Here is a 24890-nt window from a genome sequence, read left to right on the forward strand (position 1 = left end):
ATTGCCGTCTAAGATTGTGGTCTGCGGAAAGGTAGATACAAAAAAGCCCGACTGAGCCGGGCTTTTTATTGATGCCGTTAATTACTGGCGGGCATCGGCACTGGCGTCGCGGGCTGCGCGGAATTCGTTGCCCTCGTACCAGTTGGGCCAGTCACGGCTGTTGGCCAGCTTCAGACCCAGCTCCAGACCCAGCTCGAGATCCATGGCGGTACCCTCCAGGTTCCAGCTCGGATCGTACTCGTCGGCAGGCTTGTGGTAGGCGTGGGAGAGATATTCCTGTCCCTGCGCCTGGGCCCACTCGCGGCCGTGCTCGAAGGAGTCGGTGCCGGACTTGAAGTACAGCATCGGCACGCCTTTCTTGGCCAGGCTGAAGTGATCTGAGCGGTAGAAATAGCCGCGCTCAGGATGCTCTTCCGGTGCCAGGTAGCGATCCTGGCCCTTGGCGGCGGTCTCCAGCATTTCTTCCAGCTCGCTGTTACCGTAGCCGACCACCACAACGTCACGCATGGGGCCGAGTACGCCCAGGGCATCGAAGTTGATACCGGCCACGGTTTTCTCCAGGGGAACTACCGGGTTGGCGGCATAGTACTTGGAGCCCAGCAGGCCGGATTCCTCGGCAGTGACTGCTACGAACAGCAGGGAGCGGTCCGGACGCTCTTCCATCGCGGCCGCCTTGCGCGCCATGGCGATCAGGCCGGCGGTACCGGTGGCATTGTCCACCGCGCCGTTGAAGATGTGGTCTTCGCCTTCGGCGTGGTCATTGATACCCAGGTGGTCCCAATGGGCGGTGTAGATGACGGCTTCTTCCGGATACTTCTTCCCGGGCAGTTTGGCCACCACATTGCGTGAGTCAGAGGTGCGCAGGCTGTTTTCCAAAGCGACACTGGCCTTCAGGCCCATGGGCTTGGCCTTGAAACCACGCTCGTGGGAGGCTGCGACCTCGCTGTCCAGGTCCATGCCGGCAGCCTCAAACAGTTCGCGGGCAGAGTCCTGGGTAATCCAGGATTCGATTGCGACCCGGTCGGCGTTCTTGTCGTCCACCGCGAGGCTGATCTGGGCGCCGGACCAGCTGCCGCTGACCACTTCCCAGGGATAGCCGGCAGCGCCGGTCTCGTGGATGATGATAGCGCCAGCGGCGCCCTGGCGGGCGGCCTCTTCAAATTTGTAGCTCCAGCGACCGTAGTAGGTCATGGCATTGCCGTTGAAGAGGTTCTCGTCCTTGGTGGCGTAGCCCGGATCGTTGACCAGGATCACCGCGGTCTTGCCGGTCATGTCGAGGCCGGCATAGTCATTCCAGTCATTCTCCGGCGCCACGATGCCGTAGCCGACGAAGACCAGTTCGCTGTCCTCGATCGCGGAGGATTCGCTCTGACGCTGGGTGAAGGCCACCATGTCGGTCAGCGGCTGCAGGTCTTTCTCAAAGCCTTCGCCAGTGATGCTCATCGGGCTGGACTTGATCTGCATCTCTACCACCGGAACCTGCTGGAACCAGCTCGGCTCGCCGTGGTCGTCGGTGGCACCCGGCTCAAGGCCGAGAGCGGCGAACTGCTCCGCCAGATAGTTGACGGTCAGCTCCTCGCCAGCGGTGGCGGGGGCTCGCCCCTGAAATTTGTCGGAGGCCAGGATGGCGATGTGCTGATGCAGCTCCTCCGCCATGACTTTGATCTGGTCCTGAGTTTCTGCGGTCTCGATGGGCGCTGTGGCGTCCTTACCGCAGGCGGTGACACCTGCGATGGCCGCGGTGAGGCCGAGGCCGCGCCAAAAGGAGGAAATATGCATGGATTTCTACCTGTCTTTTTTTATCGGCGGATAACTTAACAAAAACTACGCCGGCGGCCGAATGATTCTGTGCTGAATATCCGACCGGCGGCAGAGGATCTGGTCTTTTGTGCGGCAGCTTGGGTTGCTGCCGCTGACGGGATCACAGGATCTTGAGGGTTTCCCGGATCGGGAAGAGGATGTCACGGGCCAGCTGCTGGCAGCGGGCCGGTGACCAGCCCTCGATGGGGTCGGGCAGGTTATCGTTGTCCTTGAAGGGCATCTCCAGCGTCAGTGCCAGGGTGCGGAACTGGTGGCCGCACCAGTTGGTGCCGACCGTCATGTTGGCTTCACCCGGCTTGTCGAGGTCGTAGCCGCGCTCGGTCTGGAAGTCGGGGTTGGCGGCAACAAACGCCTGCTTGAAGGTTTCCTCGAGCTTGGCGTGGCGCTCGTCGTAGCCAGGGATGCCCTCGCAGCCGGCGACAAAGTTGAAGGGCAGGGCCTCATCACCGTGGATATCGAGGAAGATGTCGCCACCGAGCTCCAGCATCTTCTGCCGCACAAGATAAACCTCGGGACTGCGCTCCATGCTCGGCTCAAGCCATTCCCGGTTCAGGTTGGCGCCGACCGCGTTGGTGCGCAGGTGCCCCCGGACGCTGCCGTCCGGATTCATGTTGGGGACCACGTGGAAGACGGTGTCTTCCAGCAGGGTGCGTGCGGTGGGGTTGGCATCGTCCAGCAGGGCGTCCAGGAAGCCCTCCACGAACCACTCGGCCATCGTCTCCCCCGGGTGCTGGCGTGCAATCATCCACACCCGGCGCTTGGCGGTGTCGGCGTCGCCAATGGTCAGCAGGGACATATCGCGGCCGTCCAGCGTTTGTCCGAGGGTTTCCTGCTTGACGAGATCGCTGCCCTGGGCCCAGGCGAGCAGGTCCAGGTGCCGATCCCAGGAAAAAGGTGCGAAATAGGCGAGATAAATCGCCGGTTGGTCCAGCTGAACGGTGAAGTCCATGACCTTGCCATCGTACTCCGCGCCGATACGGAACCAGTTGTGGCGGTCGTAGGAGGCGCAAACACGATAGTTTTCCCAGCCTTCGGGGTAGGCGGCCTTGCCGGCGTTGGTGATACGCAATGGGTAGGCCTTGCCGGGCTCGCCCTCGAGGCGGAAATGGAACCACTGATAGAAATCAGAATTATTGTCCTGCCGGATGGCCAGCTCGATGGGATTGCTGTCGGCGTTTACGATTTCGATGTTGCCGCTATCAAAAGCGCAGGTGATATGCATTGAGAGGACTCCCGTTCGAAGAATCGGGCAAGGATACAGGCAAGCGCGGATCTTTGCAGGTCGGGCACCATTTCGGCGGGGAAGAATGGTTTGAGCGGGCAAAATAAAAAGCACGGTACCGCGGACGATACCGTGCTTTAGCCGTTCCCTGGCGGCACCTGCTACGACTACTGCTCCCTCGAATTTCCGGTGTTGAAACCGTGGCGACTGCTGACTGCCTGGGTCAGAGCACAAGTGCGAAATCCCGCACTTTCAGAAAATCGTTTACTGCTCCCTAACATTCCGCAGCTGGTGCTGTTTAAAGTTTAGGCAGTGCGCGGGAAGCGCGCGCCTGGGGTTCCGGAATTGGCGTTAGATTGGTCAAGTTTTGTTCGGTTGCGCGACGCGCGGCTTTGCCGTGGCAAAATTGCTCAGGCGGCCGATCCCGGGCTGCGCAACCACAGTCCAGACTTAGTTCAGCTCAGGATCCTTCCAGAACTTGGTGCCTTTCAGCGTAGCCTGCAGGGCAATACCGCTCTCGGTCAGCTGGTATACGCGCATGCCGTCTACCACAACTTCGCCGCTAATCGCCGCGCCCTTGTCCTGGGCTTTCACCGCCGCATCAGCATGGCCGCCGAAAGACCAGCCGCGGTTGACGAAACGGTCCATCACCTCAGGGGAGTCAAACAGGAACAGGGCACGAAAATCCTTCACACCGAAACCCAGGCCAAGGCCCAGCTCACCCATCTTCATGTAAGTGCGCTGGCGGGTCTGGTTGTCTACCGCCACGCCGTAGCCGGTGGAGGCACTGGCCAGGAGCAGGTTGACGTTGACGTTGCTAAACACGGCGTAGCCTGGCGCGCGGGCCAGGTCGTTCCGTAGGTCGGGCTTCAACTGGAACAGTTCTGTCAGCACTTGCTGCTCGGTGCGATCGATATGCTGGCGCTGGTCTTGGCGAGTCTGGCCAGGTGCCGCACAGGCAGTGACCAGCACTGCGGTAACGAGCAGGGTGGCCAGGTTGAAGAGGGTGGACGGTAGGCGAGCGAATGCCTGCATAATGCGCTCCTTAATTATGTTTATGGGCCGATTTAACCAGAGGCGCGTGCTTCTCTCGACTGTTTCCTCACCGCTTTGCGACCTGTGACACATCCTGCTCGGGTGGCGCTACTTTCCGCCTGAGCGGCCTTTCGGTAAGCTTGGCGACTTTAATCTGGGCGTCGTCGGTTGACTACCGCACAATTTCAGCCGCCCGGTCCATATCCTCTGACAAAAGAGAGACCAGAAATGCAGAAGACTGTGAAACGCGGCATTGCTGCCACTTGCCTGCTCACTATGGCGATTAACCTGACTGCCTGCGGATACTTCCTGTACCCAGAGCGCAAGGGGCAGACCGGTGGTCGCGTCGATCCGGTAGTGGTCATCCTCGATGGCGCGGCGCTGCTGTTCGGCATCCTGCCGGGCATTGTGGCCTTTGCGGTGGACTTCACCAACGGCACCATCTATCTGCCGGCGGGTGGATCCTCTGCAATCGATCGCCACGTGAGCGCGGCCGGTGACGATGAAGTACGCACAGTGGTCGATCAGGAAGGTCAGGTGTGGGTGGAAATGCCTCTCGAGGAAGGTATCGCCAAGGCTGAACAGCTGCGCCAGCTGAGCGCTACCCTGTCCGGCGCCACTGGCCAGAAAGTGGCGCCCGCCGACATCGTGTGGGTGGAGGACCTGGCGGCGCTGCGTGCAGCCTCTGTCCAGGCCACTGCTTCACTCTGATTTTCTCATGAGCCCTCGCGGTGCGGGTCTGCCGCACCCCGCAGGTGACAGGCGCTACGCACAGCCTGAACCGCTTCTGTTGCCGTTTATGCGGCATCAGGAGATGGTCCACATGGGCTTGCAGCGCCTGGAGCCTGCCTCCTGGATTCAGCCCTGTTCGGGCCTGCACCACTATTACCACAACAAATTGACGGCCCGGCGGCGCCTCGGCGAGCGCGTTTTCGCGGCTCAGCCACGCTCGCACGAAGCCCAGGGTGAGCTGAGCACCTTGCTGCTCGGCCATCTGTGCCGGAATCATGCTTCGCAGTACAGCCGCACGGGGAATGTGTTGCAGTGGCATCAGGATGGGGCGGCACTGCGCTGGCCGCTGGCCGGAACTGGCGAGCCCCTCTGGGCGGCGAGCCTCTGGATTGCGGATGACGTCTGTATCCTGCAGCCCGGTCCCCGGGGCTACGAGCTCACGGCGGCATCTCTGGCCGCCCCCAGCTACTGGCGCTTGGAGGAGAAAATCGGTCGGCCGTTGGACATGATTCACCGACCGGTGCCCGGCTTTGCCGACAAGCTGTCCACCCAGGTGGCGCGTTTCTTCGACCATTTGCTGGCAGATTACCCGGTCTGGCGCAGCAACTGGTCGGTGGTGAGTTCTCCTGAGTTGCTTCAGCGAGGTACCTCGGCGGCGGACGATGGACAGCTCTACCTGCGGGTAGAGCGGCAGTCTCTGCGCCGACTGCCACAGACGGGGGCGGTGGTCTTTACCATCCGGGTGAGCCTGAACCCGCTGGCAGATCTCTACACTGTCCCCGGTGCCCTGGGTAGCCTTGAGGAGGCCGTGGCGGGACTGTCTCCGGATGAGGCGCGCTATAAATCCCTCGCTCCGCTGTTGCCGAGGCTGGAGATGTTTCTCGCCGGCGCTCAGTCTGGCGTTTGCTGATTGCGATAGTTCTTCGGGGACAGCCCGGTCCAGCGGCGGAAGGCTTTGCCGAAAGCGCTTTCATCGCAGTAGCCCAGCGCTGCCGCGATTTCCGCATTGTTGCGATCTTTCTGGCCCAGCCACTGGCAGGCGTAGTGGCTTCTCACCTCATCCTGAATGGCGCGAAAACTGGCGTTCTCTTCCTGTAACTTGCGGCCCAGGTGGCGCGGGCTGATACAAAGTCGACTTGCCACCTGCTCCCTGGTGAGCTGCGGCTCCTGCTGTAACAGATGCGCAACGCGCAGCTGCAGGCTCTTGTGGGTCAGGGACTTCAGCAGGGCATCTGCCTCGGGCTTGAGGCGCGCCATCACCTGCTGGTCCGCGGCTATCAGGGGGATATCCAGGTCCTGTGGGCGCAGCCTTATTGCGGAAACCGGTGCGTTGAATTGCACCGGGGTCTGGAGCAGATTCTGATACTGTTGCTGCACCGCCAGGGAGGGGGCCGGGTAGGCGAGCAGGAGGCTCTGGGCTCTGAACTGGTTGCCGGTCATGCTGCGGGTTTGTGCCAGGCAGGCGGAGAGTACGGTCTCGACCCGCAGGCGGGCGCAGCGCAAGTAGTTGGGCTGGTAGCAGAGGTCCGCGTGATGGGCGCCGCGGCGCAGCTCAAACTGTCCTCCTTCCCCGACCAGGGGGTGGTAGGTCAGCAGCTGGTTGATTGCTTCGCCGAGGCTGCGCTGGGTCATCAGCAGGTAGCCCACCAGTCCCATCTGGGTGGTCTGCATGGCCTGGCCGATCCTGATGCCCAGTAATGGGTCGGGATGTGTATCGGCGAGGGCGGTCCAGAATAGTTCCTGGATCTCCATGGGGACTCGGTCATTTTCGTCTATCCCGGACAAGATTGGCTCTGCGGCCCTGGGGGGTTCCAGCCCAAGGCTGCCTAAAGCCGCTAAAATGGCTCGGGAATAGCTCAGGGTGACGGTTCTGTTATCGGCCGGTTTCACTACTGCTGTCCGGAATTAACCAATGGTTGCCCGATTATGACGACATGCGTTGAGGTTGTCACGGTATATTGCCGGGCAAGACAAGCAGTGCCAGCGGGAGAATAACAATGAAACCATATGCGGTGATCGGCGCAGGCCCCATGGGGCTCTGCACAGTGCGCAACCTGAGCAAATACGGCATCCCCTGCGTGGGATTCGAGATCCATAGCGATGTGGGCGGGCTCTGGGATATCGACAGTCCCACCAGCACCATGTATGAGTCGGCGCACCTGATTTCTTCAAAGAAGATGACGGAATTCGCCGAGTTCCCGATGAAAGAATCGGTGGCCCAGTTCCCTCATCATGCGGAGCTCAAGCAATATTTCCGCGATTATGCGCGCGAATTTGGTCTCTACGATCACTACGAATTCAACACTGAAGTCGTTCGCTGTGAGCGAGACGGCAGTGACTGGAAAATCACCACGCGCTGCAATGGCGAGGAGCAGACCCGGACCTTCGGCGGTCTGCTGATTGCCAACGGCACACTGCACCATCCAAATATGCCCGAGCTGCCCGGCGAGTTCGCCGGCGAAGTGTTGCACTCCAAGGACTACCGCGATCCGGCCATGTTCGAGGGCAAGCGGGTGCTGCTGGTGGGTTGTGGCAACAGTGGGGCCGATATCGCCGTAGATGCCGCGCACCGGGCCAAAAGCGTGGATATCAGTCTGCGCCGGGGATACTACTTCCTGCCCAAGTTCATCGGCGGCAAGCCCACTGATGCGGTGGGCGGCAAAGTCAAACTGCCACGCTGGCTGCAGCAGCGAATCAGCGCGGCAATCAGCAAGCTGATGCTGGGCCGCCCGAGCCAGTACGGGCTGCCGGAGCCGGATTACAAGATGTTCGAGTCCCATCCGGTGATCAACTCGCTGATCCTGCACCATATTGGTCACGGTGATATCCAGCCTCGCAAGGACATTGCCTCCATTGAGGGCCACACCGTGACCTTCAAGGACGGTTCCAGCGCAGACTACGACATGATCATGCTGGCCACCGGCTACAAGCTCCATTACCCGTTTATCGATTCATCACACTTGAACTGGCAGGGCTACGCGCCGCGAATGTACCTGAATGTGTTCCATCCCGAATACGACAACCTGTTCCTGATGGGTATGGTGGAAGCGGCGGGCCTCGGCTGGGAAGGGCGCAACGAACAGGCAGAGATGGTGGCACTCTATATCCACCAGCTGTCCTACGGAGCCAGCTCTGCCGAGGCGCTGCGCCAGGAGAAGCGTGAGAAGGCTCTGGTGCGCGAGGACGGTGGTATGAACTACCTGGACCTGGAGCGCATGGCCTATTACGTGCACAAGGACAGCTATCTCAAGGCACTGCGCAGTCACACCGCAGACTTGAAGAGGGATCTGCCGCCGCGGGATACTGAGCAATTGGTAACCAGTGCGGGAGCAGCATAGTGGACGATACCTTGTCGGTGGTCAGCAGTTTCCAGATGTCGCCGACGGCTCTGGTGCTGCTGAACGCGGTGCTGGCCTTCATGATGTTCGGCGTATCCCTCGGCCTGCGTCCAGCGGATTTCGGCGCCGTGTTGCGCCGGCCGGTGGCGCCGGTCACCGGGCTGATTGCCCAGTTTCTCCTGTTGCCGGCCCTGACTTGCCTGGCAACTTACCTGCTGGATGTCAGCCCCGGGTTGGCGTTGGGTATGATTCTTGTTTCCTGCTGTCCGGGCGGAACCTTCTCGAACGTGATGACCTGGATCGGTCGCGCCAGTGTCGCGACTTCCGTGAGCATGACGGCGGTTTCCAGTCTGGCGGCGGTGGTCATGACACCACTCAACTTCGCGCTCTACGGCAGCCTGAACCCCCATACCCGCGAACTGCTGCAGGAAATCGCCCTGCCGGCGGAGAGCATGATCACGCTGGTGCTGCTCGTGCTGGCGCTGCCGATGCTGGTGGGTATGGTGGTTGGCGCGCACTTCCCAAATTTTGTCCGCGCCAGCGAGCGCTATTTCCGCACCGCTTCGCTACTGGTTTTCCTTCTGTTTGTGGTGATCTCCTTCTCCAAGCACTGGGAGACCGCCCTGCAGGTGGCCGGCGCGGTGCTGCTGCTGGTGGTTGCCCATAACGCACTGGCATTCTGGATCGGCGATGTGAGCGGTCGTGTAATGCGCCTGCCCGTCGCGGAACGCCGCGCGGTAACGATGGAAGTGGGGATTCAGAACTCCGGGCTGGCGCTGGCCATCCTCTTCACTTTCTACCCAGGCGCCGGCGAAATGCTGGTGGTTGCTGGCTTCTGGGGTGTCTGGCACCTGGTCGGTGGACTGGCGCTGGCCGGTATCTGGAATTACGGCGAGCGGAAAAGTCATAGCCAGTGTTCTTCTACTGCGGCCTGTACACCTGAATTTCAAAACAGATAAGAAAAAAGAAGTTTTTTATGAGTGAGAAGAGAGTGCTGATTACCGGCGCGGCCGGCTATGTTGGTTTGCAGTTGGGCGAGCTGCTGGCCCGGGAGATGTCTGTGGTGGGGGTGGATATTCGCTCGCGCCCGGCCAAGTTTCCCATTTTTACTCTCGATATCTGCGACCCGGCACTGGGCGAATTGATGCGGGCGGAGTCCATTACCCATGTTGTGCACCTGGCGTCAGTCATGTCTGCCGGACGCGATCGGGAGAAAGAGTACCGCATCGATGTAGAGGGCACCGAGAATGTCCTCAAGGCCTGTGTATACGCTGGTGTCGAACACATCACCGTGACCAGTAGCGGTGCGGCTTACGGCTACTATGCGGACAATCCCGAGTGGCTTGAGGAGCACCATCGCCTGCGTGGTAACCGCGAATTTGGTTACTCCGACCACAAGCGCCTGGTGGAAGAGATGCTGACGGCATATCGGGAGCGCTTTCCGAAGTTGCGCCAGCTGATTTTCAGGCCCTGTTCCATCGTTGGTGCCAACACCAACAACAAGATCGCCAAGCTCTTTTCCGGCAACGCCATTGTCGATCCGGGTGGCCACAATTCACCGTTCGTCTTCATCTGGGACCAGGACGTGATCCGTGCGATTGAATTCGGGGTAACCCGCGACGCTGCCGGCATCTACAACCTGGCCGGCGATGGTGCACTGACGCCGGAGGAAATCGCCCGGCTCCTCGGTAAGCCGCTGCGCCGCCCGCCGGTATGGCTGGTCAAGGCTGTGCTGACCATCGGATATGCGCTGCATCTGACCGACAACCAGCCTGGCCAGGTGGTGTTCCTGCAGTATCGCCCGGTGCTGTTGAACCGCAGGCTCAAGGAAGAGCTTGGGTTCGTGCCGGAGAAAACCTCCGCTGAGGCGTTCGCCTACTTTGCGCGGGAGGCGCTTGGCGTCGATGTCGCTGGTGGGGCGGAGCCGGTCCTGGAGGGGTCGGCATGAGCGCTGAAAAAGTTTTCGTTGTCACCGGCGCTGCCGGCGGCCTCGGCTGGGCGACGGTCGAGGCTCTGGCCCAGTCTCAGCGCGCTCGCTTTGCGCTGATCGATATCGACCGAAACGCACTTGAGGAGCGTGCGACGAGTCTGCGCGAGCGGGGTCTGGACGCGGATGTGTTTGTGGCGGACCTTTCCGATGAGTCGGAGATCGCCAGGCTGGTGGAAGAGCTGCAGCAGCAGTTTGAACGGGTGGATGTGCTGGTTAACAATGCCGGTATCACCCACAGGAGTCTGTCTACCCTGACCAGTAACCGGGTTATTCGTCGGGTAATGGCAGTGGACTACCATGCGCCGGTGGAGCTGGCGCAGGGTCTGCTGGAGCCGCTTCGACGTGCGCAGGGTTGCGTGGTCAATATCAGCTCCATGGCTGGTTGGATGCCGGTGCTCGGCCGCGCCGGGTACTGTGCCGCGAAAAGTGCTCTGCACCAGTACTTCGAAACCTTCCGTGAGGAAGTGCGGGAAGATGGCATCCGGGTGTTGATGGTGTACCCGAGTTTTGTCGCCACCAATATTGAGCAGAACGCCCTGTCCGGTGACGGTGGCCGCGCGAAACACAAGCAGAGCACTATCGGCCAGGTCCGCACTCCGCAGTGGATGGCGGGGCGCATCGTCAAGGCGCTGGAGCAGGGCAAGGAGCGGCTGTTTCCTCTGGATAAGACACTGCTTGGCGCCTACCTTTACAAGTTTGCGCCGAGGTTATTCCTGAAGCAGATGGTCAGCAATTTCCGTGTGGAGCTGGAGGTTGGCCGGGCAGAGCGAGCCGCAATGCTAAAAACTCAGCCCTCGACTCAGGAGAGCTGAGCGAGGACCTGCCTCCATCGACGCCGCCGGGAGCAAAGCGGGCAGTGCCCGCTTTGCTCTCCCGTCAATTCCCACCGAACAGACACAGTTGATCAAAGGCAGAAAATCGGGGCCGGTGGTACTTTCCTGCGGCACTCTGCGTCGCGCCTCCACTTGTAGTCCTGCCACGGGCTACCACACTCTGGCTGGCCCAAAGGGTATCCCGTCACCATCAAAACGATGCGATGCTTCAGGCTGCGGTAGCAATATCGATCCGCTTGCCTTTCTTTTTCTCCTCAAAAACTCTCGGCAGGCGAACTTCCAGCAAACCGTTGGCAAAGTTCGCCTCGATTCCGTCCAGTTCTGCATCGCTCGGCACGGACAGGATGCGACGGAATGTGCCGAAACTCCGCTCGATACGGTAAAAGTGTGGCCGTTCTTCCTCGGGATGACAGCGCCTTTTCTCTCCGCTGATGATGAGGGTAGAGCCCAGTAGTTCCAGTTGAATATCTTTTTCCTCCACCCCCGGAGCCTCGACTGTAATGGTGTAGGCGTGCTCGGTTGCCGCGATGTCAATGTTGGGTTTGAGCAGCAGGGTTTCGGCCTCGATATCCGCCGGATTGCCATGTTTTCCCGAGATACCGTTGGTAGAGCTGTGAAACAGGTCGTCAAACATCTGGTCGAGCCGGTCATACATTCTGGCAACTGCCGAGGCGTGTTGCCGCGGTTCCGCGCTCGGGCTCAATCCGGAGGTGTGTGAGTCCTGTTCTTCTTTCAGCCAGTTCCATGGTGCAAGCTTTTTCATATCCATAGCGACCTCTCTCAAGTTGAGTGAATGGACTGTGCGGGCTTCATGCCCCGCCTGTATCAATAAGCCTTGGGATCGAGCTGTGAAGGTTCAAGGGGGGAGTAGGGCAGAGTTGTGGAAGCAGCTGCCCCGGGACGTTCAGAGGGAGATTCGAGGGAAATGCCGACGCCGTGGCTAGTCGAGAATCATGGGGATCACGCTGGCAACGAGCAAAACCCCCATAGCAATATTGAAGCGTCTCAGCTGTACCGGGTCACTCAAGAGGCGCTGCATGCCGACGCCGAACAGCATCCAGATGGTGATGCACGGCCCGCCAATGAAGATAAATGTCAGGGCAATCTGACCCGCATCCAGCCAGGCACTTCCGCCCGGGGTGGAAAACGCGGCCAGGGCACCGACCGCCATGACCCAGCCCTTGGGGTTGACCCATTGGAAGGCAGCAGCCTGCCAGAAGGTGAAAGGGGAATGGTTCTCTTTCTGGTCTACGGCGCGAGTTCCCGCAATCACCCAGGCCAGGTACAGCAGGTAAGCGATACCTGCCCAGCGAATCAGCTCGTGCAGCAACGGGAATTGCTCGAACACCGCCCCCAGCCCCAGGCCGATGGCCATGATCATGGCGGGGAAGCCCAGACAGATACCCATGAAATGGGGCAGCGATCGCAGCACGCCGTGGTTTAGCCCCGAGGCCATGATCATCATGTTGTTGGGACCGGGGGTGATACTGGTAGAAAACACAAACAGCACCAGTGGTAGTACAGCTTCGAGCACGAGGACCTCTCCGGAATTCAGTGCGGACATTTTACCGTGACTGGCGCACGGGGTCTGCCCGCAACCAGCAGATGTTAAACTTCCGGGATGAATACTGGACTGGATACGGGTCTGTTTTGGAACTGATCGATAGCCACTGCCACTTCGACTTTGACGCCTTTGATGCTGATCGCGCCTCGGTGTGGGTGCGCAGCCGTGCCCGGGGAGTGACGGGTATGATCATTCCGGGAGTCAGCATCGAGCAATGGGACACGCTGTTCGAGCTGGTGAACGGTGAGGCGGATTGGTATGGCGCTGTCGGGCTGCATCCCTGGTGGATCAAGGATCTGGCAGTTGCCGATGATGAATTGAGCCAGAGACTCGCAGACAATGCCGGCCGCAAGCGCTGTGTGGCGATCGGTGAGTGTGGGCTCGATAAGGGCATCGAGGTGCCGCTGCCGCGGCAGGAATCGGTTTTTCGCCTGCAGTTGTCGGTGGCCTGTGAGTTTGATCTCCCCTTGATTATCCATGTGCACCGGTATCACGCGGAAGTCCTGCGGATTCTCAAGGAGGTCCAGCCAGCCAGGGGTGGTGTCATTCACGCATTCAGTGGCAGTGAGGAAATCGCCAGTGAATACTGGCGATTGGGGTTTTACCTCGGTGTCGGCGGCACCATTACCTACGAGCGGGCGGCCAAGACGCGCCGGGCTGTGGCTGCGGCACCGATGGAATCGCTGTTGCTGGAAAGTGACGCCCCCGATATGCCGCTGTGCGGTCGCCAGGGCCTGCGCAACAGTCCTGAGCTCCTGCCTGACATTGCTGCGGCGCTGGCTGAACTGCGTTGCATGAGGGTTGAGGACGTCGCGCGGCAGACCCGCCAGAATACCCAGCGTCTGTTTGCCTTATCATTCGCTCCATGACCAGTAGCAAATATTCCCCGGAAAGCTTCCGCAGCCAGTTTCCCCTGTTTGAGCAGCGGGAGAACCGCGACCTTATCTATTTGGATAATGCGGCAACGACCCAGCGGCCGGCACCGGTAATCGATGCCATCGTCGACTTCTATCGCCACTCCAATGCCAACACTCATCGCTCCAGTCATCGCCTGGCGCGGCGCGCGACTGAAATGGTGGAGCAGACGCGGCAGCAGGCCGCCTCATTTCTGAACGCGCGCTCGGGTCGGGAAATTGTCTTCTGCCGCGGTGCGACCGAGGCGCTCAACCTGCTTGCCAACAGTCTCTGCTGCGGGCTCAGGGCCGGCGATGAAATCGTACTGTCCACGATCGAGCACCACGCCAACCTGGTGCCGTGGCAGATGATGGCAGCACGCTACGGATTGAAGCTCCGCTACGTCCCCCACACTGCCGGGGTGCCACAGTTTGACCGCCTGGGTGAGGTGCTGGGGGAGCGCACACGCATTGTTTCCCTGACGGGCGGCTCCAATGCCCTGGGCCTGCGTCCCGACCTCGCGTCCATCGCATCACAATTGCGCGACCGAGAGCTTCACTGGATTGTGGACGGCTCGCAGCTGGCAGCGCACGAGAGAGTCGATGTGCAGGCTCTCGGCTGTGACTTTTTCGTGTGCTCCGCGCACAAGTTCTATGGCCCCACCGGGGTGGGGCTGCTGTACGGGCGTGAGAACCTGATGGCCGCAATGCCGCCGTGGCAGGGTGGGGGCGAAATGATTGCGGAAGTGGGGCTCTACCAGAGTCAATACGCCGATCTTCCGCACAAGTTTGAGGCTGGCACTTCACCGCTTGGCAGCCTGGCCGGGCTGGGCGCTGCGTTGGCTTTTCTGCAGCAGCAGGACCGGGAGGCGATGGCGGCGCACGAACAGGCGATGCTGCAATGGCTTCACCGTGAACTGGCCCAGCTCCCACACCTGCGGCTACTCAGCCAGCCCCAGCACAATCTGGGCATCGTTGCATTTGCGCCCGTGGATGCCGCTCCCGCTGATCTGTCCCTGTGGCTCGATGGCCGGGATATCGCCGTGCGGGTGGGGCATCACTGTGCGCAACCGCTGATACGTGCGTCTGGTGAGGGCGCGACGGTACGCGCGTCTGTGGCGGGCTACACGACCTGGCGCGACTGCGAGGCGTTTCTGGATGCGGTAAGGGAGTTCCAGCGCATCAGCGAGCCGCAAGGGAGTGTAAAAGCCACTCAAGGCGAGTGGCAGGGTGATGACCTGTCTGCCCTGCGCCTCGAGCGGTTGGCGTCACAGCGCAGCTGGCAGGACCGCTATCGGGAGCTGATGCGCTGGAGTAAATCGATCGCTGCCAAACCGATAATCCGCACCCCCCGCAATCTGGTACGAGGCTGTGAGTCAGAAGCCTGGCTGGTGCACCGGGAGCAAGGAGGAAAGCACTATTTCGCGGTGGATAGTGATAGTCGGGTGGTCAAGGGACTGGCGGCATTACTGTTATCGCAAATCGACGGCCGCAGTGGGGGAGAGATCGAGAGTCTCGACCTCGAAAAGCTGTTCGCCGATCTCGGCCTGCGCCAGCACCTGAGCCAGTCGCGCAGTAATGGCTTTTATGCGCTGTTGGCCCAGGCGCTGCATTTCGTCCACCACGGCAAAAGTGAATGACAGGGCCCGGTCGTGGGCGTCATTCACTTGGTTTGCTGTAGCAGCCGCTCTATTCCCCGGCTGGCGGCGGCAAAGCCAAAGGTTCCGGTGACCATGGTGGCCGCACCGAAACCGCCGCTGCAGTCCAGCTTGACGCCATCCTGCATGGCGGACTTCTGCTGGCAGACCTGGCCATCCGGTTGTGGATAGACCATGGGCTCGGTGGAGTAGATGGCATCCACGCCGAATTGCCGCTTGCGTGATTTCTGGAAGTTGTGGAAGCGGTACAGGTGCTGGCGCACCTTGGCGAGCATCGGGTCGTTGATGGTGCGGCCGAGGTCAGCGCTGGTGATCAGCGCCGGGTCTCTCTTACCCCCGGCAGAACCGACCGTCACCAGGCGCATCTTACGGGCCTTGCAGTAGGCCACAATTGCCGCTTTGACACGGGCCGCATCGATGGCGTCGATCACCACATCGATCGGTCGTACCGAGGGATCCAGCAGTTCGGCCAGGTTGTCCGAGGCTGCGAAATCCTCCACGGTTTCGATACGAATTTCAGGGTTGATCTGGCGCAGGCGCTCGGCGGTGACATCGACCTTGATTTGTCCGATGGTGTCTTGCAGTGCGTGGCTCTGGCGGTTGGTGTTGGTGATGCAGACATCGTCCAGGTCGATCAGAGTTAGGCTGCCAACACCTGAACGGGCGAGGGCTTCGGCTGTCCAGCTGCCCACGCCGCCGATACCGATCACAACGAAGTGCGCCGCGTTCAGTGTCTCCAGTGCGGTCTCTCCATAGAGTCGGGCGATACCGCCAAACCGCTGTCGATATTGCTCAGTCAGCTTCATTCTCGTCCAGTTCTTCAAGAAATCTCGGTTTCTCCGCTGCCGTAGGCAGGCGGCACTCTTCTCTGCGCCCGAAGAGCCGGTAGCGGTTGCGCGCCACCCGGTCGTAGAGCCAGTCGCGGATGCTTCGCGGGACAAACTGCACTAACGCTAGGGCCTTCCACGGCATAGGCAGTTGTGCCATGACCCGGAGGGCAGCGCTGCTCTTTTCATATACCTGGTGCCGCCCCGCGTTGTCCCTCTCCAGATAAAGGACCGTTTCAAAGGCATCCAGAGGGCGTTGCATTTCCGCCAGCAGGTGCTGGCCGGCGGGCGATTGTACACGGCACAAAGTGAAGAGTGCGCGTCGGTCATGCTTCAGCACCAGGTGCGCCCAGCCATTGCAGAGGTTACAGACGCTATCAAACAGAATGATGCGGTCAGGCAGGGCGCGGGGCATGTGGGCTCCGTGGCGGTGCTTTCAGCGAATGGTAGCGGGGAGGCGGTAAAGGCGCAAAAAGAGCAGGAGAGGGTGAGGCGGTATCGGGAAAGTGCGTAAGCGCGAGTTCGTATTGTGGGAAAATGCAAGCGGCGGCCGTAGCCGCCGCAGTGCAGATCAGTGCACGTGACCGTGATCGATCTCTTCCGGAGTCGCCTCGCGTACGGAGACCACTTCGATGTCAAAGTGCAGCTCGACACCAGCCAGCGGGTGGTTGCCGTTGATGGTGACGTTGTCGCCGTCGATATCGATGATTTCGACTTCGATCGGGTGGCCCTCAGTGCTCTGCGCGCGGAATGCCATACCAACCTTCAGCTCTTCGACACCGCCGAAAGCAGTGCGGGGCAGGGTCTGGATCAGCTCGGGGTTTTGCGGGCCGTAGGCCTCTTCCGGCTGGATGACGGCGGTAAATTTGTCGCCGGCGCTCTTATCGAGCATTTCGCGCTCCAGTCCGGGGATGATGTTGCCGACACCCTGGAGGTACTTCAGCGGCTCTCCACCGGAGGACGAGTCGATGACTGTGCCTTCAGCATCTTTCAGGGTGTAGTGCATCTCCACTACGGAGTGGTTGGCAATCTTCATGGGGAATTCTCTGAGAATGAAGGGTGAATTGAGTAGCGCTCACCGAATGCAGGGAGGCAGACGGGGAATAAAGGCTGCGAAGCGCCATTGTATTGAGCGCTCCGCCATGTCGCAACCGGAGCAGGTCAGCAGGCGATGGACAGGTCCGGATCGCAGTCACTGTAGAGGTTGCTGGCACTCTCCATCAAAGCGCTGCTCAGTTGGCAGGAAAAGCCCAGTTCCGCGAGGCGGGCTTCGAGAAATTCCAACAGGGCTTCGAACAGTGCCGGGTTGAGACCCCGGGCGAGAAAACTGGCGCGGCTCGAGCGCACCGGTTCGGGTGTTTCGGACAGGGCATGGTTCAGAAACTGCGCCTGCCGGTTCTGCTGCTTGTAGTGGTCATGGCTGTCCTGCTCAGACAGGTGCTGACCGATGGCGGAGTAAAACTCCGCCACTGTCTCATGGACAAATCGGCTGCCGCCGACCTGGTTGAGAAGCGTAGTCATCTATTGATTCCCCCGTTAGGTTCGACAGCGGTGTATTGCCGAGATCGCCGGTCATCTTTCCCTGTGACCTTGCGACCAAACCCGCTGCTGATTCGTAACCCGTCCCTGAATACAATTGATTCCCGCGATATGTAAGTACCACATCTGGCGCTAGTGTCACCGGTGTCCTCCGACGTTCGCTGCTCGGGCTGGTATTGAAGCCGCGAGCCTTTCGGCGACTGCGCTCTCTCGATAGGCAGGCAGACTAGGCCAAGCACCGGGTGCTGCCAATGGTCTGTCAGAAAATTGTCACTTACTTCGTCGGGTTGGCATGAGATTGGGCGTGGCCAGTTGGTCACGGTGCAAATGGTGGCGGTGAATAGCTCATGTGCGCGATTCCGGGGCGGAGCCCCCGGGGATAAAACAGAGGCTGCGTGGATCGGGGAAGCTGGTAGACTCTGTGGTCCAATACAGCCCGGCAGAGGGGCGGCGCCAGCTGCTGGCAGGAAATTAGCAAGGATTCGAGGAGAATCAGAGACCATGGCGAGTGTGTTTACCCAGATCATCAATGGCGAGCTGCCGGGGCACTTCATCTGGCGGGATGATCGGGCAGTGGCAATCATGACCATCTCCCCCATCAAGCCTGGGCATTGTCTGGTGATTCCGGTCGAGGAGATCAACCACTGGGATGATGTACCCGAGGATCTGTCGGCACACCTGATGCATGTGGCACAACGCGTCGCCAAAGGACTCAAGGCGGTGTACAGCCCGCAGCGGGTCGGGGTGATGGTGGCCGGTCTCGAGGTCCCCCACACCCACATTCACCTCATCCCGGTTGAGGAGCTCAGCGACTTCGATTTTTCCAAGCAGAAGCCCGCTGGTGCCGAGGAACTTGCCGGGGAGGCCGCCAAGGTACGTGCCGCCTTGGCTGAAGCGGGCTTCAGTGAGGCCGATTGCGGCTGAATTGCCAGAAATTTGTTCTCCGGTGCATCCAAACCGGCCACTGGCCACGTCATGGGTGTAACGAGGAACTGAAAGTGAGAGAACTATCCATGGCCATTATGTCCCGTCTTCATGCCGCTCTGGCGGCCGTGACCCTGCTGTTGTGTGCCGTAGGCTCCTCTGCGCTCGCAGAGGAAACCATCGAACAGGCTTTCGACCTGTCCGGTTTTACCCGTATCGACCTGGAGGGAAGCTCTTCTCTGGAGATTGTCCAGGGCGACAGCTTTTCTGTGGTCGCCAGTGGTGCCCCTGAGGCAGTAGCCCTTGCCCGGGCGGAAGTGAGGGGAGACACCCTCAAGCTGTGGGTGGAGCCCAACCATAAGCGCTTTTTCGGTGTGGTGACGGTCAGTGATGGCCAGTCGGTGGATTATCGGGTATCTCTGCCGGTGATTGAGTCTGTTGCAGTGACAGGCTCCGGTGAGGCGACGGCAGAGACCCTGGAGAGCGAGTCTCTGGTCCTGAAAGTTACCGGGTCTGGTGACCTGACGGTGGCCAAGGTGGCAGCGGAGTCCCTGGAGGCCTCGGTAACCGGTTCCGGCGACCTGTCCCTCGGAACCGTTCTCTCAGTCCGCGGTGAGATCTCCATTCGCGGCTCCGGCGACCTGGCTTTCGAGAGTTTTGCCGGAGAGACGCTCGAGGCGGACATCAAGGGTTCCGGCGACATCGAGGTCAGTGGCCGCGTGGGCACTGTGCGGGTCAATATCATGGGCTCCGGAGACTTCCTGGGTCGTCACCTGCAGGCCGACCGGGGTGAGGGTGCGGTGATGGGATCCGGGGATATCGTGCTGCGCCGCCCCGCTTCAGATTCCTTCTCGGTCATGGGCTCAGGCGATATCGCCTTGGTGGATTGACCTCCTGCCAGGTTTTTACCGGTCCGAGTACAGTGCGGCGGCCATTCTGGCCGCCGCACTGCGTTTCGGGGTCGGGTGATTGGGTCCAACTGGCTTGGGCGCACAGATTAGGCAGGTGCTGAACAGCCCTCCGAGCTGTTATTCTCAGTTTCTGCGGGCGGTGATGGGCACCGCCAGATCCGAATGGAATGGGCTATGGCAGAGGGTGAGTCGGGAGCCGGCAACAACGGTTCCGGCGCGAGCAGTAAACTCAAACAGAAATGGCGACAGTTGCGTCGTGGCGCACAGGACAAGTCCCACTGGGCCGCAGAGCGCCTGCTGGACCGCCGTATCTGCATTGGCATCACCGGCCTCAGTGGCGCGGGTAAGTCCACGCTGCTCACCAGCCTCATCTACCAGTTGAGTCATCCCCAGAAAGCCCAGTTGCCGGGTTTTGGTCCGGCCCTGAATGGCGATCTGCTGGGGGCGGAACTGAAGCCCGCCCTGGATACGGATTTGCCCATGTTCGATTATCGGGAGTGCCTGCAGGCACTTCTGGATCAGCCTCCCCGCTGGCCGCAGAGCACGCGGGAACTCTCCGCCATGGAACTCCACATTCATCTCCGTTCCCGGCGCTTTGGCCGCAATGGACGCCGCACAGTGGTTGTGGAGTTGCGCGACTACCCCGGTGAATGGCTCATGGACCTGCCCCTGCTGGGGATGAGCTATGCCGACTGGTGCCGGCATCAGCATCACATAATTGATGGTGACGCCCGGGCTGGACTGGCCCCTGAACTGATGTCGGAACTCGCGGCGCTGTCGCCCTCCGCAGCCGCTGAACCGGGCCACCTCGACTCGCTATGGGATAAATATCGTAACTTCCTCCTCGATTGCCGCACCCAGCGCAGGCTCAGCTACCTCCAGCCCGGCAGGGCCTTGCTGGATCGGGAAAATTACGGTGTGCTGCCGTTGCTGGATTTGCGTGGCCAGAGCAACGAGGCTCTCGAGGCGCTGCCGGAAGACAGTAACTACCAATACCTGGCTCGCCAATATCGGCGGTATGTCGAGGATATGGTTGCCCCCTTTGTCGAGAGCCATTTCCGCCACCTGGATCGTCAGCTGGTGCTGGTGGATATGATCGGCACCCTGTACGCCGGTGAACAGGCTCTGGATGACATGCGGCTGGCGTTTGGACACATTGCCGATACCTTTCGCTATGGGGGATCAAATCCATTGAGGAAGCTCTGGCGGCCGCGTATAGATCGTCTGGTGTTTGCCGCCACCAAGGTGGATCAGGTGCTGGCGGCCGATCACGACGCCCTGCGACAGCTGCTCGGTAGTCAGCTTCAGCAAGCTTTTTCCGGCGCTCGCCACCAGGGGCTCCCTCTGTTCTGCGAGGCAATCTCCGCAGTGCGTTGTTCCAATGAGACACTTCGCGATGGCCGGCGGCTGCTGGTGGGCCACGACCTGAAAGGTCGATACCTGGGTTTCGAAAATGCCGAGATTTTTGCCCAGCTGCCGAGTGAGGGGAAGGCGTGGCAGCATTACAACGGCGCCGCTCCACCACAGTTGCGCCCGCCTGCAGGTATGGCGGCCGGACAGTGTATTCCCCATATCCGAGTGGATGCACTCCTCAATCTGTTGCTGGGAGATAAGGTGTGACGAACAGTGATGAACGGGCGGAACGTCGCCAGACCCGTATTGAAAGTCTGAGCGAGCCCGAGGACAAGCGTGGCGAAAGGGGTGCGACCCGGGTGGAGACACTGACCGGTGAGCCCGACAGCCTTCCGCGATCCATCACCACCGGCGAGTCCCTGCCGGATCGGGTTTCTTTCTCGGAATTGCGTTTGCCCGCTTTCCGGTTGCGATTTTGGAAGCCGGCTTTTTTTGCAGCCCTGGGCCTGGCTGCGGGTGCTGTGGCGTGGGAACTGCACCAACTGTTTTCATGGGCGATGGACCGGCATTGGACGCTGGGGGTGCTGGCTGGCACGGTGATTGGTGCCCTCTCGATCACTATTGTCAGCGCCCTGTGGGAATACTTTCGCGCCGGGCGACCTCTGCGCAAGTTGGACGAAACCCGGGAACTGGCAGAGGAATTGCGGGACTGTCGCTCGATGGAAAAAGTGGGGCCTTTCCGGCGGGAGCTGGCCGAGCACTTTGAAGGTAAACCCCAGGGCGCGCTGCTTAGCCGCGTTTTGGATGAAGCCCCCGACTACTACGATGGCAGCGAGCTGTTGCATCACGTAGAGCTTACCTTCCTCGAGGCCCTTGATCAGGAGGCCCTGCGCCGGGTGGTGCGCCAGGCCAGCGCGACCGGTGCACTTGTCGGGCTCAGTCCATTTGCCACCCTGGATATACTCGTGGCACTCAGGCAGTCCCTGCGCATGATTGACGATGTGGCACAGATCTATGGCGTGCGTCCGTCCGTTGTAGTGCGCTGGCGGCTGTTCAAGAAAGTGCTGGCGCTGGTTGCCTACAGTGGCGCCAGCGAGTATGCGGTCAGTGAGCTCTGGCCCGAACTGGTCGGTGACAGCATGCTCAGCAGTGTCTCTGCGAGGCTGGGGCAGGGGATGGGGGCCAGCCTGTTTATGTCGCGTATCGGGCTGGCGGCGATGCACAGTTGTCGGCCTGTGCCTTTCTCAGAAAAACAGCGGCCCCGTCTCAGCACGGTCACCAAGCGTGTGGCCAGCAGCCTCAAGGAGCGCTTGCTCGGCCGTGACCCCACTCGAGCAGCCGAGCTGCGAATGGCAATGAAACAGAGCGAGTGGGTGGACGCAAATCGGGATAAACGTTAGCTGCTCCGGAGGAATTTCTTCAGGGCGTGCAGGGTAAGTAAATGGTTATGAGGTTTCTGCAAGGTTACCGAAATGCCTGGTTGATGGCTGTTGCCCTGGTGGTGCTGCCACCCGGCAGTGTCCAGGCGGAGGTCATTCACAAAGCAAAATCGTCTTTCTCAATCCGGTTTGAGGAAGTGATCGCCAGGGACAATGCTGCGGTTTTTAAAGCGTTGGGGCAGTTGCCAGAATGGTGGAGCAGTGACCATACCTATTCGGGCTCTGCCGGCAACCTCAGTATGGAGCTACTGGCCGGTGGGTGCTTCTGTGAGCGCTGGGACGATTCATCGGTCGAGCACTTGCGGGTGATTTTTGCGCTTCAGGATCGCGAAGTGCGATTGACGGGTGGGCTGGGTCCATTGCAGAGCCTGCCGGTAAACGGGTTAATGCAGTGGCGGATTACTCCGGCGGAGTCGGGCAGTATTCTTACCTGGGAATATCAGGTGTGGGGCGCGCCGGGCACTAATCTTGAGGCTCTGGCGGCACCGGTTGAGCAGGTGCTGGGGGAACAATTGAGAGGCTTGAAGGAGTTTCTTAACCGTCAGTAATCTGGCGGGGCACCTGCGGGGGCGGAAGCCCGCCGCAGGACCGTATCGGTTACTCGAACTGCTTCCGCATCAGGACTCTGGTGTGATGCTGGTCGATCAGCTTTGCCAGCTCGGTGTAACGCTCTTTAATGAAAGGCGCCGGGTTGTTGGCACCGGTATCATCCGGATATTCGACGCCCTGACGGACGTGCTGTAACTCCCGTGACAGAGACTCGATTGCAGCAAAAATATCCTGGGTGAGTTTTTCGCTGTAAAAGACCGTGCTTTTGTTGGTGTCGACGAGGTAGTCGTTACATTCACCGAGCCACTCGGAGCGCTGGTCCAGAAAATGGATCGTGTTACGGATGCCTCCGCGATACTCCGGGTTGAAGTGTTTGTTGACGTAAGTGTCGAGGCTGCGCATGCCCGAGTCTACGAACTGCTCAACAAGACCTTCACAGTAGGCTGGTGTGAGGTAAGAGGCATGGGTTTTGGCATGGCTGAAGCTGCAGGTAAGCAGCAGGCAGAGGAAACACAGGGCTCGCTGGGATAAAAGGGAAGATAGGGCGTTCATTGCTATGTGCCTATGTTTGTTGTTGTCGCTAGCAGGCAAATTTTTGTGATTCACTTCACATGAATATCGAAACGCCAAAGAGGTGTCAATCCACGTTATGTGACAGTTGTCACATTAGTGTCAATTGACTGATAAAGATTCTCTTTTTTTGCGATTTCGAGTGATTTCTCGACATACTGAGCGGGTTTTTTACACTATCTATCAGCCCGTTCGCGGGTTTTACCTCAGGGTTTAGGAGTGAACTTTGGCAGAGTTTGAGTTTGATTTATTCGTCATTGGTGCCGGTTCAGGCGGTGTAAGAGCCTCGCGAATGGCGGCTGCCTCGGGCATGCGGGTGGCAGTGGCGGAGGACCGCTACATGGGTGGCACCTGTGTAAACGTCGGCTGTGTGCCCAAAAAGCTTTTTGTCTACTCAAGTGGCTACGGTGAAACATTCGATGATGCCAAGGCTTATGGTTGGCAGAATGACGGTGGAAAATTTGACTGGCATACATTGAGAGACAATAACGCCGTGGAGATCACCAGACTCAACGGCATCTATCGCAACTTGCTGGCTAATGCCGGCGTCACCGTGATCGATGGTCGGGCACATGTTGAAGATCGACACACGGTAGTAATCGGTGATCAGCGATTTACGGCGGAGCGGATTCTCGTCGCTACGGGCAGCTGGCCGTTTGTGCCTGATATCCCCGGGCGCGAACATGTTCTTACCTCGAATGAAGTTTTTTCGATGGAAGAGTTCCCAAGGCGGGTACTCGTGGTCGGCGGTGGCTATATTGCGGTGGAATTTGCCGGCATCTTTGCCGGGCTTGGAGCCGAAACGCACCTTTCCTATCGGCGTGACCTTTTCCTGCGCGGCTTCGACCGGGATATCCGTAACTTTGTGCGCGACGAGATGGGCAAGAAAGGGGTTCACCTGCATTTCAATCAACAGGTGGAGGCCATCGAGAAACAGGATGATGGTTCGCTGCTGGTCCACTCTGCGGAGGGTTCACCGCTGGCGGTTGATACAGTGCTCTACGCCACCGGTAGGGTTGCCAACACTCGCGGCCTGGGCCTGGAGCAGCTGGGTGTGGTTATGCATCGTGACGGCACCATCTCTGTCGATGATAACTTCCGCACCAACGTCCATTCTATTTTTGCCCTTGGGGACGTAACCGGTGAGCCACAGCTGACGCCGGTCGCGCTCGCGGAGGCGATGGCGCTGGTGAAGCATTGGCAGACCGGGGACACGGCTGAGATTGATTACAACAATATCCCTACAGCGGTGTTCTGCCAGCCGAATATCGGCACCGTGGGGCTCTCGGAGGAAGAGGCGCGGGATTCAGGTGTCCCGGTGACTATTTACAAGTCTGAGTTTCGTCCCATGCGCAATACGGTGAGCGGCCGTGACGAGCGTACCCTGATGAAGCTGGTGGTGGACTCCCGTAGCGACAAAGTGATCGGTGCGCATATGGTGGGGCCGGAGGCCGGTGAGATCATCCAGGGCATTGCGGTTGCCATCAAGGCCGGTGCTACCAAGCAGACATTTGATCAGACGATCGGTATTCACCCGACAGCGGCGGAAGAGTTCGTCACCATGCGTACACCGGCCAGTTAACTGGCAATGACAAACCCCGGGCAAAGAAAAAGGCGATGCGGAAGCATCGCCTTTTTTCATGTCTCTCTATGGTCTTGGATAAAGACTGCGTTTCTCAGGTGCGAAAGTAT

At 59.9% G+C, this 24890-nt stretch carries 25 protein-coding genes; 14 read left to right on the forward strand and 11 right to left on the reverse strand.

The genetic code is table 11. The features are described from left to right. Positions 1-81: 81 nt before the first annotated feature. From AUP74_RS11020 to AUP74_RS11030, 3 genes are all read right to left on the reverse strand, one after another. Positions 82-1779 (reverse strand): M28 family metallopeptidase, encoded by a 1698-nt coding sequence (locus AUP74_RS11020; RefSeq protein ID WP_069947609.1) that lies wholly within the window; start codon positions 1777-1779, stop codon positions 82-84. Positions 1780-1921: 142 nt separating this feature from the next. Further along, positions 1922-3043, reverse strand: a complete 1122-nt coding sequence (locus tag AUP74_RS11025; protein ID WP_069947610.1) for a M14 family metallopeptidase — start codon at positions 3041-3043, stop codon at positions 1922-1924. Between the two features lie 450 nt (positions 3044-3493). Next, the gene (locus AUP74_RS11030) at positions 3494-4078 is read right to left on the reverse strand and encodes a lipid-binding SYLF domain-containing protein (RefSeq protein ID WP_069947611.1); all 585 of its coding nucleotides are present in this window, start codon (positions 4076-4078) and stop codon (positions 3494-3496) included. A 228-nt stretch (positions 4079-4306) separates the two neighbouring features. On the opposite strand from AUP74_RS11030, the gene AUP74_RS11035 reads away from it, so the two are divergent. Both AUP74_RS11035 and AUP74_RS11040 read left to right on the forward strand, forming a co-directional pair. Next, complete coding sequence (locus tag AUP74_RS11035; protein WP_069947612.1) at positions 4307-4789, forward strand: hypothetical protein; 483 nt, start codon at positions 4307-4309, stop codon at positions 4787-4789. Between the two features lie 7 nt (positions 4790-4796). After that, complete coding sequence (locus tag AUP74_RS11040; protein ID WP_083260939.1) at positions 4797-5720, forward strand: heme-dependent oxidative N-demethylase family protein; 924 nt, start codon at positions 4797-4799, stop codon at positions 5718-5720. On the opposite strand, the gene AUP74_RS11045 is transcribed toward AUP74_RS11040, so the two are convergent. Beyond that, on the reverse strand, positions 5702-6595 hold the full coding sequence (locus AUP74_RS11045) for an AraC family transcriptional regulator (protein ID WP_226999766.1): 894 nt from the start codon (positions 6593-6595) through the stop codon (positions 5702-5704). The two genes, AUP74_RS11040 and AUP74_RS11045, sit on opposite strands and share 19 nt — an antisense overlap. Positions 6596-6807: 212 nt before the next feature. Between AUP74_RS11045 and AUP74_RS11050 the strand changes: the two genes are divergently transcribed. The 4 genes from AUP74_RS11050 to AUP74_RS11065 are packed head-to-tail and all read left to right on the forward strand — an operon-like array spanning position 6808 to position 10950. Continuing rightward, positions 6808-8148, forward strand: a complete 1341-nt coding sequence (locus AUP74_RS11050) for a flavin-containing monooxygenase (RefSeq protein WP_069947615.1) — start codon at positions 6808-6810, stop codon at positions 8146-8148. After that, positions 8148-9107: a bile acid:sodium symporter family protein gene (locus tag AUP74_RS11055; protein ID WP_069947616.1), complete on the forward strand. Its 960-nt coding sequence runs from the start codon at positions 8148-8150 to the stop codon at positions 9105-9107. The genes AUP74_RS11050 and AUP74_RS11055 overlap by 1 nt, the downstream gene beginning before the upstream one ends. 17 nt (positions 9108-9124) lie before the next feature. After that, on the forward strand, positions 9125-10096 hold the full coding sequence (locus AUP74_RS11060) for an SDR family oxidoreductase (RefSeq protein ID WP_083260941.1): 972 nt from the start codon (positions 9125-9127) through the stop codon (positions 10094-10096). After that, positions 10093-10950: an SDR family NAD(P)-dependent oxidoreductase gene (locus AUP74_RS11065; RefSeq protein ID WP_069947617.1), complete on the forward strand. Its 858-nt coding sequence runs from the start codon at positions 10093-10095 to the stop codon at positions 10948-10950. Before AUP74_RS11060 ends, AUP74_RS11065 begins: the two co-directional genes overlap by 4 nt. Positions 10951-11179: 229 nt before the next feature. On the opposite strand, the gene AUP74_RS11070 is transcribed toward AUP74_RS11065, so the two are convergent. Both AUP74_RS11070 and AUP74_RS11075 read right to left on the reverse strand, forming a co-directional pair. After that, positions 11180-11740: an Hsp20/alpha crystallin family protein gene (locus tag AUP74_RS11070; RefSeq protein ID WP_069947618.1), complete on the reverse strand. Its 561-nt coding sequence runs from the start codon at positions 11738-11740 to the stop codon at positions 11180-11182. 171 nt (positions 11741-11911) lie between these two features. Then, positions 11912-12505, reverse strand: a complete 594-nt coding sequence (locus AUP74_RS11075; RefSeq protein WP_226999767.1) for a LysE family translocator — start codon at positions 12503-12505, stop codon at positions 11912-11914. 116 nt (positions 12506-12621) lie between these two features. Here AUP74_RS11075 and AUP74_RS11080 point away from each other — a divergent pair, with 116 nt between their 5' ends. Both AUP74_RS11080 and AUP74_RS11085 read left to right on the forward strand, forming a co-directional pair. Next, the gene (locus AUP74_RS11080; protein ID WP_193427338.1) at positions 12622-13404 is read left to right on the forward strand and encodes a TatD family hydrolase; all 783 of its coding nucleotides are present in this window, start codon (positions 12622-12624) and stop codon (positions 13402-13404) included. After that, the gene (locus AUP74_RS11085; protein ID WP_069947621.1) at positions 13401-15068 is read left to right on the forward strand and encodes an aminotransferase class V-fold PLP-dependent enzyme; all 1668 of its coding nucleotides are present in this window, start codon (positions 13401-13403) and stop codon (positions 15066-15068) included. Before AUP74_RS11080 ends, AUP74_RS11085 begins: the two co-directional genes overlap by 4 nt. Before the next feature lie 23 nt (positions 15069-15091). Here the strand turns inward: AUP74_RS11085 and tcdA are convergent, their stop codons facing one another. From tcdA to AUP74_RS11105, 4 genes are all read right to left on the reverse strand, one after another. Beyond that, positions 15092-15892 (reverse strand): tRNA cyclic N6-threonylcarbamoyladenosine(37) synthase TcdA, encoded by an 801-nt coding sequence (gene tcdA / locus AUP74_RS11090; RefSeq protein ID WP_069947622.1) that lies wholly within the window; start codon positions 15890-15892, stop codon positions 15092-15094. Then, positions 15879-16328, reverse strand: coding sequence for a thiol-disulfide oxidoreductase DCC family protein (locus AUP74_RS11095; protein WP_069947623.1), 450 nt, complete (start codon positions 16326-16328; stop codon positions 15879-15881). The genes tcdA and AUP74_RS11095 overlap by 14 nt, the downstream gene beginning before the upstream one ends. Positions 16329-16484: 156 nt before the next feature. Next, complete coding sequence (locus AUP74_RS11100; RefSeq protein ID WP_069947624.1) at positions 16485-16949, reverse strand: FKBP-type peptidyl-prolyl cis-trans isomerase; 465 nt, start codon at positions 16947-16949, stop codon at positions 16485-16487. Positions 16950-17074: 125 nt separating this feature from the next. Continuing rightward, entirely contained in the window at positions 17075-17434 is a 360-nt protein-coding gene (locus AUP74_RS11105; protein ID WP_069947625.1) for a hypothetical protein, read from the reverse strand. A 519-nt stretch (positions 17435-17953) separates the two neighbouring features. On the opposite strand from AUP74_RS11105, the gene AUP74_RS11110 reads away from it, so the two are divergent. The 5 genes from AUP74_RS11110 (at position 17954) to AUP74_RS11130 (ending at position 22627) form a co-directional block, all read left to right on the forward strand. Continuing rightward, positions 17954-18376: an HIT family protein gene (locus AUP74_RS11110; protein ID WP_069947626.1), complete on the forward strand. Its 423-nt coding sequence runs from the start codon at positions 17954-17956 to the stop codon at positions 18374-18376. A gap of 74 nt (positions 18377-18450) precedes the next feature. Continuing rightward, the gene (locus AUP74_RS11115) at positions 18451-19266 is read left to right on the forward strand and encodes a GIN domain-containing protein (RefSeq protein WP_226999768.1); all 816 of its coding nucleotides are present in this window, start codon (positions 18451-18453) and stop codon (positions 19264-19266) included. Positions 19267-19461: 195 nt separating this feature from the next. Next, positions 19462-20907 carry a YcjX family protein gene (locus AUP74_RS11120; RefSeq protein ID WP_226999769.1) on the forward strand — a complete coding sequence of 482 codons (1446 nt, stop codon included), beginning with the start codon at positions 19462-19464 and terminating at the stop codon, positions 20905-20907. After that, a complete protein-coding gene (locus AUP74_RS11125) occupies positions 20904-22040 on the forward strand; it encodes a TIGR01620 family protein (protein ID WP_083260943.1) in 1137 nt (378 codons plus the stop codon). The genes AUP74_RS11120 and AUP74_RS11125 overlap by 4 nt, the downstream gene beginning before the upstream one ends. 47 nt (positions 22041-22087) lie before the next feature. Then, on the forward strand, positions 22088-22627 hold the full coding sequence (locus tag AUP74_RS11130) for a hypothetical protein (RefSeq protein WP_069948848.1): 540 nt from the start codon (positions 22088-22090) through the stop codon (positions 22625-22627). 49 nt (positions 22628-22676) lie between these two features. Here AUP74_RS11130 and AUP74_RS11135 read toward each other — a convergent pair whose 3' ends face one another. Then, positions 22677-23180 (reverse strand): hypothetical protein, encoded by a 504-nt coding sequence (locus AUP74_RS11135; RefSeq protein ID WP_069947628.1) that lies wholly within the window; start codon positions 23178-23180, stop codon positions 22677-22679. A gap of 244 nt (positions 23181-23424) precedes the next feature. Here AUP74_RS11135 and gorA point away from each other — a divergent pair, with 244 nt between their 5' ends. Continuing rightward, positions 23425-24780, forward strand: coding sequence for a glutathione-disulfide reductase (gorA, locus tag AUP74_RS11140; protein ID WP_069947629.1), 1356 nt, complete (start codon positions 23425-23427; stop codon positions 24778-24780). Positions 24781-24890 lie beyond the last annotated feature (110 nt).

It is taken from the genome of Microbulbifer aggregans, from assembly GCF_001750105.1.
In the GTDB taxonomy this organism is placed as follows: Bacteria; Pseudomonadota; Gammaproteobacteria; order Pseudomonadales; family Cellvibrionaceae; genus Microbulbifer; species Microbulbifer aggregans.